Annotated in this window: 17 protein-coding genes; 10 read left to right on the top strand and 7 right to left on the bottom strand. The window is 65.3% G+C overall.

The window, feature by feature from the left end; translation table 11 throughout:
• The first annotated feature begins 5 nt into the window (after positions 1–5).
• From N826_RS01875 to N826_RS01860, 4 genes are all read left to right on the top strand, one after another.
• Entirely contained in the window at positions 6–755 is a 750-nt protein-coding gene (locus N826_RS01875) for a ZIP family metal transporter (RefSeq protein WP_044425595.1), read from the top strand.
• 68 nt (positions 756–823) lie between these two features.
• Positions 824–1,030 (top strand): hypothetical protein, encoded by a 207-nt coding sequence (locus tag N826_RS01870; RefSeq protein ID WP_044425594.1) that lies wholly within the window; start codon positions 824–826, stop codon positions 1,028–1,030.
• Complete coding sequence (locus N826_RS01865) at positions 1,014–1,862, top strand: alpha/beta fold hydrolase (protein WP_044425593.1); 849 nt, start codon at positions 1,014–1,016, stop codon at positions 1,860–1,862. The genes N826_RS01870 and N826_RS01865 overlap by 17 nt, the downstream gene beginning before the upstream one ends.
• A gap of 66 nt (positions 1,863–1,928) precedes the next feature.
• On the top strand, positions 1,929–2,855 hold the full coding sequence (locus tag N826_RS01860) for a dihydrodipicolinate synthase family protein (protein ID WP_044425592.1): 927 nt from the start codon (positions 1,929–1,931) through the stop codon (positions 2,853–2,855).
• A 65-nt stretch (positions 2,856–2,920) separates the two neighbouring features.
• On the opposite strand, the gene N826_RS01855 is transcribed toward N826_RS01860, so the two are convergent.
• On the bottom strand, positions 2,921–3,352 hold the full coding sequence (locus N826_RS01855; protein ID WP_044425591.1) for an ArsC/Spx/MgsR family protein: 432 nt from the start codon (positions 3,350–3,352) through the stop codon (positions 2,921–2,923).
• A 201-nt stretch (positions 3,353–3,553) separates the two neighbouring features.
• Between N826_RS01855 and N826_RS01850 the strand changes: the two genes are divergently transcribed.
• Together N826_RS01850 and N826_RS01845 are read left to right on the top strand one after the other, a co-directional pair.
• The gene (locus tag N826_RS01850; protein WP_052830748.1) at positions 3,554–4,480 is read left to right on the top strand and encodes a glycosyltransferase family 2 protein; all 927 of its coding nucleotides are present in this window, start codon (positions 3,554–3,556) and stop codon (positions 4,478–4,480) included.
• Positions 4,481–4,647: 167 nt separating this feature from the next.
• Positions 4,648–6,066 (top strand): SidA/IucD/PvdA family monooxygenase, encoded by a 1,419-nt coding sequence (locus N826_RS01845; RefSeq protein ID WP_244619385.1) that lies wholly within the window; start codon positions 4,648–4,650, stop codon positions 6,064–6,066.
• Between the two features lie 36 nt (positions 6,067–6,102).
• On the opposite strand, the gene N826_RS01840 is transcribed toward N826_RS01845, so the two are convergent.
• From N826_RS01840 to N826_RS01815, 6 genes are all read right to left on the bottom strand, one after another.
• Positions 6,103–7,341 carry a Zn-dependent hydrolase gene (locus tag N826_RS01840; RefSeq protein WP_044425589.1) on the bottom strand — a complete coding sequence of 413 codons (1,239 nt, stop codon included), beginning with the start codon at positions 7,339–7,341 and terminating at the stop codon, positions 6,103–6,105.
• A gap of 54 nt (positions 7,342–7,395) precedes the next feature.
• Positions 7,396–7,941, bottom strand: a complete 546-nt coding sequence (locus N826_RS01835) for an ankyrin repeat domain-containing protein (RefSeq protein ID WP_044425588.1) — start codon at positions 7,939–7,941, stop codon at positions 7,396–7,398.
• 107 nt (positions 7,942–8,048) lie between these two features.
• Complete coding sequence (locus N826_RS01830; RefSeq protein WP_157599314.1) at positions 8,049–8,465, bottom strand: peptidoglycan-binding domain-containing protein; 417 nt, start codon at positions 8,463–8,465, stop codon at positions 8,049–8,051.
• A gap of 92 nt (positions 8,466–8,557) precedes the next feature.
• On the bottom strand, positions 8,558–9,202 hold the full coding sequence (locus N826_RS01825) for an rRNA large subunit pseudouridine synthase E (RefSeq protein ID WP_308518083.1): 645 nt from the start codon (positions 9,200–9,202) through the stop codon (positions 8,558–8,560).
• Entirely contained in the window at positions 9,190–9,660 is a 471-nt protein-coding gene (msrA, locus tag N826_RS01820) for a peptide-methionine (S)-S-oxide reductase MsrA (protein ID WP_044425586.1), read from the bottom strand. The genes N826_RS01825 and msrA overlap by 13 nt, the downstream gene beginning before the upstream one ends.
• Before the next feature lie 91 nt (positions 9,661–9,751).
• Complete coding sequence (locus tag N826_RS01815; protein ID WP_044425585.1) at positions 9,752–10,447, bottom strand: dienelactone hydrolase family protein; 696 nt, start codon at positions 10,445–10,447, stop codon at positions 9,752–9,754.
• A 129-nt stretch (positions 10,448–10,576) separates the two neighbouring features.
• Between N826_RS01815 and mepA the strand changes: the two genes are divergently transcribed.
• The 4 genes from mepA to N826_RS01795 all read left to right on the top strand — a co-directional run bounded on the left by mepA (position 10,577) and on the right by N826_RS01795 (position 14,403).
• Positions 10,577–11,446, top strand: a complete 870-nt coding sequence (gene mepA, locus N826_RS01810; protein WP_044425584.1) for a penicillin-insensitive murein endopeptidase — start codon at positions 10,577–10,579, stop codon at positions 11,444–11,446.
• Between the two features lie 119 nt (positions 11,447–11,565).
• Positions 11,566–12,240: a GntR family transcriptional regulator gene (locus N826_RS01805; RefSeq protein WP_044425583.1), complete on the top strand. Its 675-nt coding sequence runs from the start codon at positions 11,566–11,568 to the stop codon at positions 12,238–12,240.
• Positions 12,240–13,286, top strand: coding sequence for an ABC transporter ATP-binding protein (locus N826_RS01800; RefSeq protein WP_084720411.1), 1,047 nt, complete (start codon positions 12,240–12,242; stop codon positions 13,284–13,286). Before N826_RS01805 ends, N826_RS01800 begins: the two co-directional genes overlap by 1 nt.
• 16 nt (positions 13,287–13,302) lie before the next feature.
• Entirely contained in the window at positions 13,303–14,403 is a 1,101-nt protein-coding gene (locus tag N826_RS01795; RefSeq protein WP_044425582.1) for an ABC transporter ATP-binding protein, read from the top strand.
• Positions 14,404–14,406: the final 3 nt, after the last annotated feature.

Raw genomic sequence — 14,406 nt, 5'->3', positions numbered from 1 at the left:
AACGCGTGTCGATACTGCTTACCGGCTTTTTAGCCAGCCTCGCGGCTGGTGCCGCAACCGGCCTTGGTGCCGTTCCCCTGCTGCTGGTGCGCAGCGTTTCCAAACGCATACAGAACGCTCTGCTCGGCTTTGCTGCCGGGGTGATGCTGGCCGCCTCCTTCTTTTCCCTGATCCTTCCGGCGCTTGAGACGGGCGCCGGGCCGGCGGTGGTCGGAGCCGGCATCCTGTTGGGTGCTACCTGCCTATGGGCGCTGGACCTGCTGATGCCGCACGAACATTTCGAAAATGGCCGCCGGGGACCGCAGGCGGACAGCCTGCGCCGGATCTGGCTGTTCGTCATCGCCATCACGCTGCACAACATTCCCGAAGGACTGGCGGTCGGAGTCGGGTTCGGGACGGGCGACACCGCTACCGGCTATCCCCTCGCCTTCGGCATCGGACTCCAGAACATGCCGGAGGGACTGGCCGTGGCGGTGGCTTTGTACGGCGTGGGCTACAGCCGCCCCAAGGCGGTGGGCATCGCACTGGCGACCGGGCTGGTCGAACCGCTGGGCGCCCTGGTCGGCGTCATCGCCGTTTCGATGGCCGCACCGCTGCTGCCGTGGGGACTTGCCTTCGCGGCCGGAGCCATGATCTTCGTCGTCAGCAACGAGATCATCCCGGAAACGCACCGCGCAGGGCTAGAGAAAGCGGCCAGTGTCGGCCTCATGCTGGGTTTCGTCATCATGCTGTACCTGGACGTATCGCTGAGTTGAGGAACGAGGCCGGGGACAATCCGGGCTGAACGGTGTTTCTCCTGGGTGAACCAGATGGAGGAACACCGATGCCCGAGAATGACAGCCCGGCTGCCGACACCCCGAAGACGCCGCGTATCCCCCGTCCGCCTTCCCGCGAGGAGTTGGAGGAAATCAGCGAAGCGCAGTCCATGATCACCGACGACTGGACCGGCGAGGGCGGCACCCCCGATAGCAGGCCTTCCGACAGCAAGCCCGACAACACCAGCCGGTCGGACGATGATCAGAAGCGGTAACAGCGGCCGCCGTCTGGCGGCAATCGATGAAGGACCGGTGGACGGTCCTCTCGTCATCCTGCTCCATGGCTTTCCCGAATTCTCATATGCCTGGCGTAACCAGGTCGGTCCGCTGGCAGATGACGGTTGGCGCGTCCTGGTGCCGGACCAGCTCGGCTACAACCTGAGCGACAAGCCCGTCGGGCTGGAGAACTACGATATCGACGCGCTGGCCGACGACGTCCTGCGGCTGGCCGAATCGGCGGGGTATCGCACCTTCTCGCTGGTCGGGCACGACTGGGGCGGCATCGTCGCATGGTGGCTGGCGCTGCGCGATCCCGACCGGATCGAGCGGCTGGCGATCCTCAATGCGCCGCACCCGGCCACCATGACCCGCTATGCCATGACCCATCCGACCCAGATGCTGCGGAGCTGGTACATCCTGTTCTTCCAGATACCCGGCTTGCCGGAAGCGCTGCTTCGGGCCGGCGGTTACCGCATGGCGCGGCGTCTGCTGACCGGAACCAGCCGGGGCGACGCCTTCAGCAGGCACGACCTGGATCATTACCAGGAGGCGTGGTCGCGACCGGGTGCCTTGACCGCCATGATCAACTGGTACCGGGCGCTGCGAAAACGCCGCAAGCTGCGGTCGGAGCGGGTGCGGGTGCCGACGATGATCCTGTGGGGAGAGCGCGACACGGCGCTGGAATTTCCGCTTGCCCTGGCGGCGCTGCGGAGATGCGACCAGGGTCGGCTGTTCCGTTTCCCCAATGCCACCCATTGGTTGCAGCACGAGGAGCCGGAGGACGTCAACCATCTGCTCCGGGCATTCCTGTCATCCTCTCCACTCTAAGGACTTTCGCGACCGCCCGGCGATGCCTAAGCTGCGGCCCAAACGAGAGGGACCGGAGGAATAATCATGACCGAGAAGCTTAACGAGCACGTCCGCGGCGTCTACATCATCGCCGCGACGCCGTTCGAGGACGACGGCGCGCTGGATCTGGCGAGCACCGACCGCATGGTTGACTTCTACCTGGAGTCCGGCGTCAACGGCATGACGATCCTGGGCATCATGGGGGAGGCTCCAAAGCTGACCCCTGACGAACAGCAGAGCTTCATGAAACGGGTGTTCGCCAGGACAGCCGGCAAGATCCCGGTCATCGTCGGCGTCAGCAATCCCGGCACCAACAACCTCGCGGCCTTCGCTCATTCGGCCATGGATGCCGGCGCCGCCGGCGTCATGATCGCCCCGCTCGGCGGTCTGAAGACCGAAGAGCAGGTCGTCAACTACTTCGCGGAGACATTGCGCATTCTCGGCCCCGACGTGCCTGTCGTGTTCCAGGACTATCCGCAGGTTACCGGGGTGCCGGTATCGGTACCAACGCTGCGACGGGTATTCGACGACCACCCGCAGATCGTGATGCTGAAGCACGAAGAGGCGCCGGGCCTTCGGAAGCTGACCCAGATCCGGGCGTGGCCGGACCAGGGCGGCCGGCGCATCAGCATCCTTGTCAGCAACGGCGGCTTGCACCTACCGCAGGAACTCCGTCGCGGCGCCGACGGCGCCATGACCGGCTTCGCCTATCCGGAGATGCTGGTGGAAGTCTGCCGGCGCTTCTTCGACGGCGATGCCGAGGGAGCGGAAGACCTGTTCGACGTCTACCTGCCGGTCGTCCGGCACGAACAGCAGGCCGGCATCGGTCTCGCGATCCGCAAGGAAATCCTGCGCCGGCGCGGAGTCATCGGGTCGGCGACGGTGCGGGCACCGGGGCCGAAGCTGAACCGCGACGACCATGTCGAGCTTGACGGCTTGATGGCTCGCCTGGATGCGCGCCTGCGGCGCTGATGCGACAGGCCCGGACCGGCTTCGCCATGCCGGCGAGCGCCGATCCGGGAGCCGGCTCGCAAGCGTCAGTGGTGATGATGGCCGTGGCCATGGTCGCACCGGCCCTGGGCGTGCTTGTCCTCGCAGGACAGGCCGTCGGAAACCGGAACGAGGTTGATCCAGGAGTTCAGGCTGGTCGGATCGAACCCGACGGCGCGCTTGTTCCCGACCTGGATCAGCGGACGCCGGATCAGTTCGGGATCGGCGATCATGGCGGCCAGGGCCGCCGTCTCGTCCAGTTCGCCCGGGAAGATGGTCTTGCCGCGCACGGCGGGAGCGAAGCGGTTGAACCAGTCTTCGACCGGGCGGTCCTCGAACCAGGGGCGCAGGGTTTCCGGCGTCCACGGTTCCGATAGCAGGTCGCGGGCGACGACGGTGTGGCCTGCGGCTACGAGCTGGGCCTTCTGCTTCGAGTTGGCAGGATCGTTGAACTTTTGAAAGAACAGAACTTCGGCCATGGGGCGGATCTCCGGGCGTGAATGACGCCGCATTATTTTGCACTGCGGGATGCCGGTCCGCCCCCGGACCATGCGTCGCACCTCGTCCATCGATGCGAACGCCGGGACGGAGACAAAAAAGCGCCTGTAGCTCAGTGCGGCACGGCCATTGCTGACAGGGACGACCAACGCGTATCGACATCCGATGCATCGAGGTTCCCCATGATCAGCGTCATAATGCCGGCCTACAATTCGGAAGACTTCATCGCTGCCGCCATAGAGAGCGTGCTCGGCCAGACTTTCTCCGATTTCGAGCTTATCATCTCGGACGACGGTTCGAGCGACGGCACCCTGGGGATCGCACGCTTCTACGCGGCACGAGACGGGCGTATCCGCGTGTTGTCCGGTGAGAACGTCGGTGCACCGGAGAACGGCAACCGCTGCCTGCGGGCAGCGACTCGCCCTTGGGTCGCCCGTATGGACGCCGACGACATTTCACTTCCCGATCGGTTAGCCCGGCTCATCGCCGCGGCGCGCGAGAACCCTGACGTGCTGCTGTGGGGAGGCCGGGCGATCACGATTGACCGCCGGGGCCGTCCGATGCACCGCATCCAGAGCGGCCCGCAGTCGGCGGAGGAGTTCCGGGACTTCCGCGCAAGGGGCAAGGTCATCTATGTCATCAGCCCGACCTGCCTGTTCCGCCGCGATCTGGCACTGCAACTGGGCGGCTACAGCCCGTCCATGGACGGGGCTGACGATGTCGAGCTGATGAACGGCTTGGCGGAACGTGGTCCCGTCCGGACCATTTCGCACGACTTGGCCCTGTACCGGGTCCATGGCAGCAGCATCAGCTCGACCCGATACGGATTGCAGGAGCGGGTATTCGCTTTCCTTTCGGCGCGGAACCAGGCGCGACTGCAAGGCCGCGACCTGACGATCGACGAATACCAGCGATCCCTGAACGAGCAGCCGGTCCTGCGGCGTCTTGCGCGGGGCCTTGGCGGACTCGGCAGAAACAGCTACCGGAGCACCGCCGTGCATCTTGCGGAACGGCGATACGTCAAGGCGACGATTGCCGCGGGAATGGCGATAGCCTGCAATCCGCTGCACGTCCTGAACCGGACCAGGAACCGTATGATATCGAACTGATCAGGCCGGCTTTCACCGTGGCGCACTTAAGAGCATCTGCCGAACCTATGTTCATATACCAGGATGTTCGGTCTCTGTGCGGCGGTTCGACCAATTGACTGGAGTAAGATATCTCATAATTTTGCTGGGGAACGATAAGATTTATAATATTTGCCGGAGCATTGATTTTGAGCAGCCTTCGCGATCTGGAGACGCGCATCGCACGTGACTTGTCCATTACCGACTATCCGGCCCGCTCCTGGGTCCCCGCACGCCGATACCGGGACGAGCCGGTACTCGATGTCCTGATCGTCGGCGCCGGCCAGGGAGGGCTGGCCGTAACCTTTCACCTGCTGCGCGAGAGTGTCGGCAACATCATGCTGATCGATCAGCGGAAGCAAGGCGAGGAAGGTCCCTGGACCAACTTCGCCCGCATGATGACCTTGAGGACTCCCAAATATCTGACGGGTCCGGATCTTGGGATTCCCAGTCTGACGCCTCGGGCGTGGTATGAGGCAAAATACGGCGCCGAAGCCTGGGACAGGCTGGACAAGATACCGCGGGAAACATGGCACGACTACATCGGGTGGTACCGGAGCGTGCTCAAACTGCCGGTCCGGAACGAGATCCGGCTGACCCGGATCGTCCCGGTCGACGACCTGTTCGAGGTCACGCTGATGCCGACGGACGGCGGTGGCGAAGAAACCCGCTATGCCCGGAAGGTGGTGCTTGCGACCGGTACGGAAGGCAGCGGGCGCTGGTCGATCCCGCCGCTGGTCGAGGAAAAACTGCCGCGCGACCGCTATGCCCACACGGCCCAACCACTCGATTTCAACGACCTGGCAGGCAAGAAGATCGGTGTGCTGGGAGCCGGCGCGTCGGCCTTCGACAATGCCGCCACGGCCCTGGAGCATGGGGCGACCGAGGTCTCGCTGTTCGCCCGGCGCCAGTCGATCCCGGCGATCAATCCTTTCCGCTGGATGGAGTTCAGCGGCTTCCTGCATCACTTTGCCGACCTCAACGACGTCCAGCGCTGGGAAGCGATGGTCAAGGTCTACTCGTTCAACCAGCCGCCGCCGCGCGACACGCTCGACCGGGTTCGCCGCTTCCCCAATTTCCGCCTGCACCTGGGATCGCCCTGGATCGAGGCGGGAATGGAGGCGGGGCGGGTGTGGGCGAAGACTCCGGATGGCCGCCACGAGTTCGACTTCGTGCTCGTCTGCACCGGGACCGAAGTCGATCTGGCGCGCCGTCCGGAACTTGCCGGATTCAGCCAGCACATAGCGTTGTGGCGCGACCGCTACACGCCACCGCCCGAACTGGCGCACCCGAAACTGACGGCGCACCCCTATCTGGGTTCCGCCTTCCAGTTCATCGAGAAGGTGCCGGGAACCGCGCCGTTCCTGAAGAACCTGCATAACTTCACGTTTGGGGCGACACCGTCCATGGGGCTGTCGGGAGCTTCGATCAGTGGGATGAAGTTCGGTGTGCCCCGGCTGGTGCAGGGCATCACACGCGACCTTTTCCGCGCCGACGCGGCCCTCCATCAGGCCAGCCTTGCCGCCTACGACGTCCGGGAACTGGTGGACGATCCCTGGGCATCGTGAGCCTCCCAGGGCATCAATGCTCGAGGCGCCAGCGCTTCAGGAATTGGCGAGAATGGCCAGCGCTTCCGCCAGCACGCGGGCACCGGACGCCAGGTCTTCGGGCTTGGCGTTCTCGGCCTCGTTATGGCTGATGCCCTTTTCGCAGGGCACGAATATCATGCCGCTGGGGCAGACCTCCTGAAGGAACTTGGCGTCGTGCAGGGCGCCGGAGGGAAGATCCAGGGTGCGGACACCGACCAGATCGGCCGCCTTCCTCATCGCCGCGATGACATTGGCGTCGAAGTCGGCGGGCAGGCTATGGAAAGTTTCCGTTATCGTGACCGAGCAGGGTCCGACATGGGCGCGGCAGACGGCATCCACCTGATCACCCAGCCGCTTCAGGGTGGATGCCTCCGGATGGCGGAAATCGATGGTGAAGAAGACCCGGCCGGGGATCGTGTTGGGCGATCCTGGCGAAACCTCGAACCGGCCGACGGTGAAGCGCACCCGGTCTTCTTCGTCGAACATCAGGCGCTCCAGTGCCGCGACCATGCTGATGGCTGCCGACAGGGCGTCGCGGCGATTCCGGCGCGGGGTGGTCCCGGCATGCGCCTCGTCACCCTGTACTTCGATCGCGAACCAGCGCGACCCCTGGATGCCGGTCACGATGCCGACCGGTACGCCGGCCTCCTCCAGTTTCGGCCCCTGCTCGATATGGCATTCGAGGAAAGCGGCGACCGGGAAGCCCAGGGGGCGCATCGGCATGCCGCGCTCGGTCGACAGGACGGCCGCCAGCGCATCGCGCGCGGTGATGCCGTCGCGGTCCACCGCTTCAAGATGCTGTTCCAGGGGAACTGCGCCCGTGAACGCGGAGGAGCCGGAACATCCGGGCTGGAAGCGCGAGCCTTCCTCGTTGGTCCAGGACACGACCTCGATCGGGTGGCGGGTGGCGATGCCGGCCTCGTGGATAGCCTGAAGCGCTTCGAAGGCGGCCAGCACGCCGAAGGCGCCGTCGAACTTGCCGCCGGTCGGCTGGGTGTCCAGATGGGAACCGGCCATGACGGGAGGCAGGGTCTCGTCGGTGCCGGGACGATGGATGAACAGGTTCCCGATGGGATCGGTCTCTACCGAGAACCCGAGTTCCTCCGCCCAGCGCGCCAGAAGGCTGCGCGACTGCGCGTCGCCTTGGGAAAGGGCGGGACGATTGACACCGCCATTCGGCAGGGCGCCGATCTGGGCCATGGCCATGTGGCGCTTCCAAAGGCGGCCCTGATCGATGGGAATGAGGGTGGTCATGGTCGGTCGGCCTTGAAGTGAAGTCGAGGATGGAAAACCGGTTCGACGGAACGGTCAGTCCTGCGGCGGAGCCGGCGGATGCCCGCGTTCGGACGCCTGGGCAAGCTGAGCCGGCGTATCCGCCGCATTCATGATCCGCGCCGCCATCAGCGCAGTGTGGCCGGAGGCGTCCTGCTTGTCGATGTCGGCGCCGCGCTCGATCAGCAGATCGACGATCTCGGTCCGGTTGAACATGGCGGCCGTCATCAGCGCGGTACGCCCGCCGTCGACCGCGCCATCGACGTCGGCACCGTTGTCGAGCAGGATTCCGATGACCTCGATGTCGCCCTTGAAAGCGGCGGCGGCGAGCGGAGTCTGGCCGCGGTCGTTCGCCATCTCGGGATCGGCGCCATATTCCAGCAGCAGCTTAACGACTTCGGGGTGACCGTTATAGGCGGCGATCATCAGGAGGCTGTCGCCTTTCTCGTTGCGCAGGTTGGCCGGCAGTCCTCGGACCAGATACTCGCGGAACTCCTCGGCCTGTCCTCCCCGTACCAATTGGAAGACCTGCTGGAGGAACGCCAGCGTCTCGTCGTCGATCTTCGGTTGCTGATTTTGCATGTAAATCTCCCGCTTCGCCTGCGAGGAGAAGAACAGATCAAACAGAGCTTCGGCAGCACGGCTATCGGTGATCCTGAGACGGCCTTGAGAGTGGGCTTGAGAGCGGCTCAGCGCGCGGCGGCACGCAGGGCCTCCAGCAGCCTCAACTGCGGCTCCGCCGTCAACTCGACACCGTGCGATTCACCGAACGACATGATAGCGGTGCGGGTCTTCGGCCCCATCAGTCCGTCCGCCGGACCCGGATCGTAGCCCGCGGACTTGAGAAGCGTCTGCACTTCCCGCATCTCGCCACGTGTCAGGGCGCGGGAAAGATCCGGGGCGGCAGGCTGGGACGTGACGACCGGTGCGGCAGGTGCGGGAGCTGGAGCGGCGACGGGAGCCGGTTTCGGTGCGGGAGCCGACGCTACCGGCCGGGGCGGGCGGTTGATGATGGGGTTGTTCAGCGCTGCCATGTAGAACAAGCCGAACAGCGCGGTGGTAAGCAGGCCGATGATCAGCGCCGGCGCCATGGCGATACGAGGCATCCCGTTTCCCATCCCAGGAAAATGAAAGCGGGCAAGTCCGATTGCCATATGCACACCCGTGCCGCCGGTGACGTGGAAGTGATAATAACTTATCAGCTTCCCGCCGGCGATTTGAAGGGAATCTCGCGCCACCGGCCCGGTTCCAATCCATCCAGCGTCCAGTCTCCGACAGCGTGGCGGATCAACCGAAGGGTCGGCAATCCGACGGCGGCGGTCATACGGCGCACTTGCCGGTTCCGGCCCTCCCGCAGCGTCAATTCCACCCACGAGGTCGGGATGCTGGCGCGGTAGCGGATCGGCGGGTCGCGCGGCCAGAGGCCGGGCGGCCCATCGATCAGCCGGGCGCCTGCGGGCAGCGTCGGACCGTCGTTGAGGGTGACGCCCCGGCGCAGCGATTCAAGGGCTTCGTCGGTGGGAATCCCCTCGACTTGTGCCCAATAGGTCTTCGGCTGCTTGTGCTTCGGATCCGCGATCCGCGAGATCAGCCGGCCGTCGTCCGTCAGCACGAGCAGCCCCTCGCTGTCGCGGTCGAGCCGGCCGGCGACGTAGACGTCCGGGACCTTGATGAAGTCGGCCAGCGTCGCCCGGCCATGCTCCCGATCGGTGAACTGGGAGAGCACGTCGTAGGGCTTGTTGAACAGGATGAGCCGGCCGGACGCGACCGCTTGCGGTTTCTCCGACTTCCGAGCGGGCGGTTTCCGGGTAGGCGGCTTCTTGCCGAACTTCAGATGTGGCAAGAGGCCATGCCCCGGCGTTCCAGATATCGCTGGTGATAATCCTCCGCGCGCCAGAACGTGGCGGCCGGCGATATCTCCGTCACGATCAGGCGGCTGAAGCGGCCCGATGCCTGAGCGGTCGCCAACGAGGCGCGCGCTGTCGCCTCCTGCTCGTCGGAATGGGTGAATATCGCCGAGCGGTACTGGCTGCCGACATCCGGCCCCTGCCGGCCGGGAGTGGTCGGATCGTGGATCTGCCAGAACACGTCGAGCAATTGGGCGAACGAAACCTTGGCTGGGTCAAAGGTCACTTCGACGACCTCGGCGTGGCCGGTCCCGTCGCTACAGACATCGTCATAGGTGGGGCGTTCCGTCGATCCCCCCAGATAGCCGACCACCGTATCCGCCACGCCGTCGACGTGGCGGAACGCCGCTTCGACACCCCAGAAACAGCCGGCTCCGAATGTCGCTTTTTCCATATCAACCTCCCGTCGGGCGTCGCGCACTATCCGCGCCTGCCCGGTTATGTCACGCGGCCCGACGGAGTTTTCCAGCTTTACCCTGTCGCCGCTAGCGCAGGTTGAGGTTCAGGAAATCGACGGTACGCTGATTGGCCAGTTCGGCCGCTTGCGCTTCCGCTCCGGTAGCACCGGGCCGAGCGAAGCCGTGACCGACTTCAGGATAGGTGTGAATCGACATGCCCGCAACGGGGCAGAGACGTTCCTTGATCCGTTTACGCGTTTCAGCCGGGATGAAGGGGTCCTTCTCACCGATATGCATCATGAAGGACCGGGACAGCATCGCGCATTCGGTCAAATGACGTTCGATTCCGGTGCCATAGTAGGCGACGTTCGCCTGGGTGTCGCCCCGGCAGCCCATCAGCCACGCAAGGCGTCCCCCCATGCAGAACCCGACCGTCGCAACGCGTCCGTTGCAGCCGTCCATCTCGCGCAGGTGCAGAACGGTGGCCTTGATGTCGTCGAGCATCTGGGCATCGTTCAACTGCGCCATTCGGCGCCTGCCCTCCTCCAGCGCCTGGTCGGTGCCGGGTTCCAGTTCCTCCAGCTTTCCGAGCCGCCACGTCAGGCTGGGACAGATCGTCAGGAAGCCTGCGTCGGCGAAACGGTCGGCAGTGGTTCGCATGGATTTGTTGAGGCCGAAGATCTCGTGGATCAGGACGACGCCGCCGGCGCGCGGCCGGTCGGGGGGCGTCGCCAGATAGGCCGGCATCCGCTCGTCATGAACTTCGACTTCCATATCCGGCATTCGTCTTCTCCCAGCAGCTACGGTCCTCGTACATTCGGGAAACCGCTTGTTTACCATATCGATGGTACATGGCGTCGGGGCGTGTGGGGAGACTCCCGAACGCTATAGCCAACTAAAGGTGGCCCTGGGATGAGACGTGGATTGGCGGCGCTGCTGATCGCCGCCGGATTGACCGGCGCAGCCGCTTCACCCGCAGGGGCTCAACCGGAATGGGGCAAGGTGGCGGCACCTGCGCCGGGTGCGGTTCGGATATTCGGATCATATACCAACGGATGCATCGCCGGGGCGCAATCTCTGCCGCCGGAGGGTCCGGGGCATCAGGTCGTGCGCATGTCGCGCAACCGCTACTTCGGTCATCCGGAGACGGTCGACTACCTGCTGAACTTCGGCCGGCGGGTCGCGGGCGCCAATCTTGGGATTGCCCTGATCGGCGACATGTCGCAGCCGCGCGGTGGGCCGATGGCGTTCGGCCATGCCAGCCACGAGATCGGGTTGGACGCCGACGTCTGGTTCCGCCTTGACCTGCCGCCCCTGCCCCGCATCGCCCGCGAGAACCTGGACCTGCCGAGCATGGTCGATCCAGTGAGGCGCCGGGTCGACCCGAAGCGTTTCACGAACAAGCAGGCCGAACTGCTTCGCTTCGCGGCGCTGGACCCGCGCGTCGCGCGCATCTTCGTCAATCCGGCGATCAAGCTTGCGTTGTGCGAGCGTCCGTGGGTCGACCGGTCGTGGCTTCGGCTGATCCGGCCTTGGAACGGTCACGACGCCCACTTCCATATCCGGTTGAACTGCCCCGCCGATCAGCCGGCCTGCATACCACAGGATCCGCCGCCGCACGGCGACGGCTGCGGCGACGATCTGGATGCATGGCTGAGTAAGCCGGCGCCGGCCGCCCGTCCGCCGCACAAGGAGGCCGCGAGACCCACGCCGTCACCGCCGGCGATGCCGCTCGCCTGCCTCTCGGTCCTCGGCGTGCCACCTCAACAAGCAATGCGATGACCAAAAACAACGCACGCCGCCTGATTCGTAATCGTTAAATTTCCATAAACAATTAGCTTGCGCATTTTTCGATCTCTCCCTTAATATCATTATCGATAATGATATTGGGTGGAGCGAAGATGACGCGGCTCAGCGAGCAGTCGGCCTTGCAGTTCACCAGGGCGCGCAAGGGAAGCGTGCTTTACGACGACCTGCGTGCCCAGATCGTCAAGGGAGCGCTGAAGCCGGGCGAGCCGATGCTGGAGATCACCGTCGCCCGCGATTACGGGTGCAGCCAGGGAACGGTCCGGGAAGCGCTGATGCGTCTCCACGAAGATGGTCTGGTGGTAAGGAGCGGCTATCGCGGCACGACAGTTTCGACCACCAGCCCGGCGGAAGCGCGCGAAATGCAGTTCCTCCGCCTGCACCTGGAGACCCAGGGCATAGGGCGAGCCGCCGCCTTCATGGATGGCGGCCTGATCGACCGCCTGAGTGGGATCGTGGTCGAAATGGAGCAGGCGGCGAATGCCAGCGACGAATACGCGCTGACCGAACTCGACTGCGATTTCCATCTCGCGATCTTCGGGCAGGCCGGCCTGCCGGCGCTGGATGCGATCCTGAGCCGCTGCCTGCTCCACCTGCACCGGGTTACCCTGGCGGAACCGGGCCGCACGCGGCCTCTGCTGATTTCAGCCCGCCGCCACTGGGACGTGATCGAAGCGCTCCGCACGCGCGATCCCGGCACGGCTGTTCAGGCGATCACCCATCACATCAACACCGTTCTGGAAACCGGCATTGCCGGCGAGGAGGGCTGATGGCCTCGATACAGGCCGGAGTGAACGACATCGACGATTTGGACGACCGGCAAACCGGCGGCAAGGCTGATGCGGTCGCGGAAATCAGGAACCTCCAGGTCGGTTTCCGCACCGACCAGGGGAGCTTCAATGTCCTGGACGGCGTCTCCTTCACGGTGCGGAGCGGGCGCACCCTGTGTCTGGTCGGAGAATCCGGCTGCGGCAAGAGCGTCACCGCCCTGTCGATCATGGGGCTTCTCGCCCCGACCGCCCACATAGGACGCGGCGAAATCCTGCTGGAAGGCACCGATATCCTGAAGCTGGATCGCAAGGGCCTGAACGAGCGGCGCGGCGACCGGATGGCGATGATTTTCCAGGAGCCGATGACCTCGCTGAACCCGGTCTTCACGATCGGCGACCAGATTACCGAAGGCATCCTGCGCCACCGTCAGGTCGGCCGGGCCGACGCCCACAAGCGCGCGGTCGAAATGCTGCGGAAAGTCCGCATCCCGGCGCCCGAGCAACGCATGACCGACTATCCGCACCAGCTTTCCGGCGGCATGCGGCAGCGGGTGATGATCGCGATGGCGCTTGCCAATGATCCTCGCCTGTTGATCGCGGACGAGCCGACCACAGCGCTCGACGTGACGATCCAGGCGCAGATCCTGGAGCTGATCCGCACGCTTCAGGACGATACCGGAACGGCGGTGCTGCTGATTACCCACGACCTTGGCGTAGTGGCGGAAGTCGGCGACGACGTGGCCGTGATGTATGCGGGCCGGATCGTCGAGCAGGCCGCCGTCACCGACCTGTTCGCCGACCCGCAGCACCCCTACACGCTGGGACTTCTCAGCTCGATCCCACGGCTGGACGCGGATCTGGGGCCGCTGCCGACGATCCGCGGTTCCGTACCCGCCCCCTCGGAAATGCCGGCGGGATGCAGGTTCTCGACCCGCTGCCCCTTTGCCGACGATCACTGCCGAACGGAGGAACCGCCGCTGGCCGAGATCGCGACGGGCCACAAGGTCGCCTGCTGGAAAGCCCCGCTTGAAGAGAACGCCGCCTGAGAAGGACACGCCAGCCATGGCGCAGGTCGTAAACATCGATGCCCCGAAAGCCAACATCCTGGAAGTGGAGGGGCTGAAGAAACACTTCCCGACATCGAAGGCGCTGATCCCCGGCGGAGGCCGGACGGTCAAGGCGGTCGATGGCGTCAGCTTCACCGTGGTCACGGGCGAGACGCTCGCCATCGTTGGAGAGAGCGGCTGCGGCAAGTCCACGCTGGCGCGGCTGATCCTGCGCCTGACCGACCTGACGGACGGGACGGTCAAGTTCCACGGCCAGGACATCGCCAAGCTTTCGGAACGGCAGATGCGCCCGTTGCGGGCGCGGATGCAGATGATCTTCCAGGACCCCTTCGCCTCGCTCAATCCACGGATGAGCGTCGCCGAGATCCTGACCGAGCCGATGATCGTCCATAAGCTGGGCGACCGCCGGGAGCGGCGCGAGCGGATGAACGAACTGCTGGGGCTGGTCGGGCTGTCGCCCCGACACGCTGACCGCTACCCGCACGAGTTCAGCGGCGGTCAGCGGCAGCGGATCGGCATCGCGCGGGCGCTGGCGGCCGGGCCGGAGCTGGTGATCGGGGACGAGCCGGTGTCCGCCCTGGACGTCTCGGTCCAGGCGCAGGTCATCAACCTGCTGGAAGACCTGAAGCGCCGGCTGGGGCTGACGCTGGTCATCATCTCCCACGACCTCGCCGTCGTGCGGCACATGTCCGACCGCGTAGGCGTGATGTATCTGGGCAAGATGGTGGAACTGGCGCCGACCGCCGAGTTGTTCGCATCGCCGCGCCACCCCTATACACGGGCGCTGATGTCGGCGGTTCCCCTGCCCGATCCGTCCGCGCGGTCCAACCGGCAGATCCTGGAAGGCGACGTGCCGAGCCCGCTGAACCCGCCTTCGGGCTGCCGGTTCCACACCCGCTGCCCCTATGTGCGCGAGCGCTGCCGCACCGAAGAGCCGCTGCTGGACTCAGGTGTTGCCTGCCATTTCTGGCGGGAGATCGAGGCGCTGCCGGGACCCGACCGCACGGCCAAGCCGATCAGCGACGCCTATCAGCGACGCCGCGCGCTCTACATGGAGCGGCGCGTAAATCAGGATGACGCGGTGGCCGCGGGCTGAGCA

The organism is Skermanella aerolata KACC 11604 (genome assembly GCF_000936425.1).
GTDB lineage: Bacteria > Pseudomonadota > Alphaproteobacteria > Azospirillales > Azospirillaceae > Skermanella > Skermanella aerolata.
The sequence above is the reverse complement of the archived record's forward strand: the minus strand, read 5'-3'. Positions and strand labels throughout refer to the sequence as shown.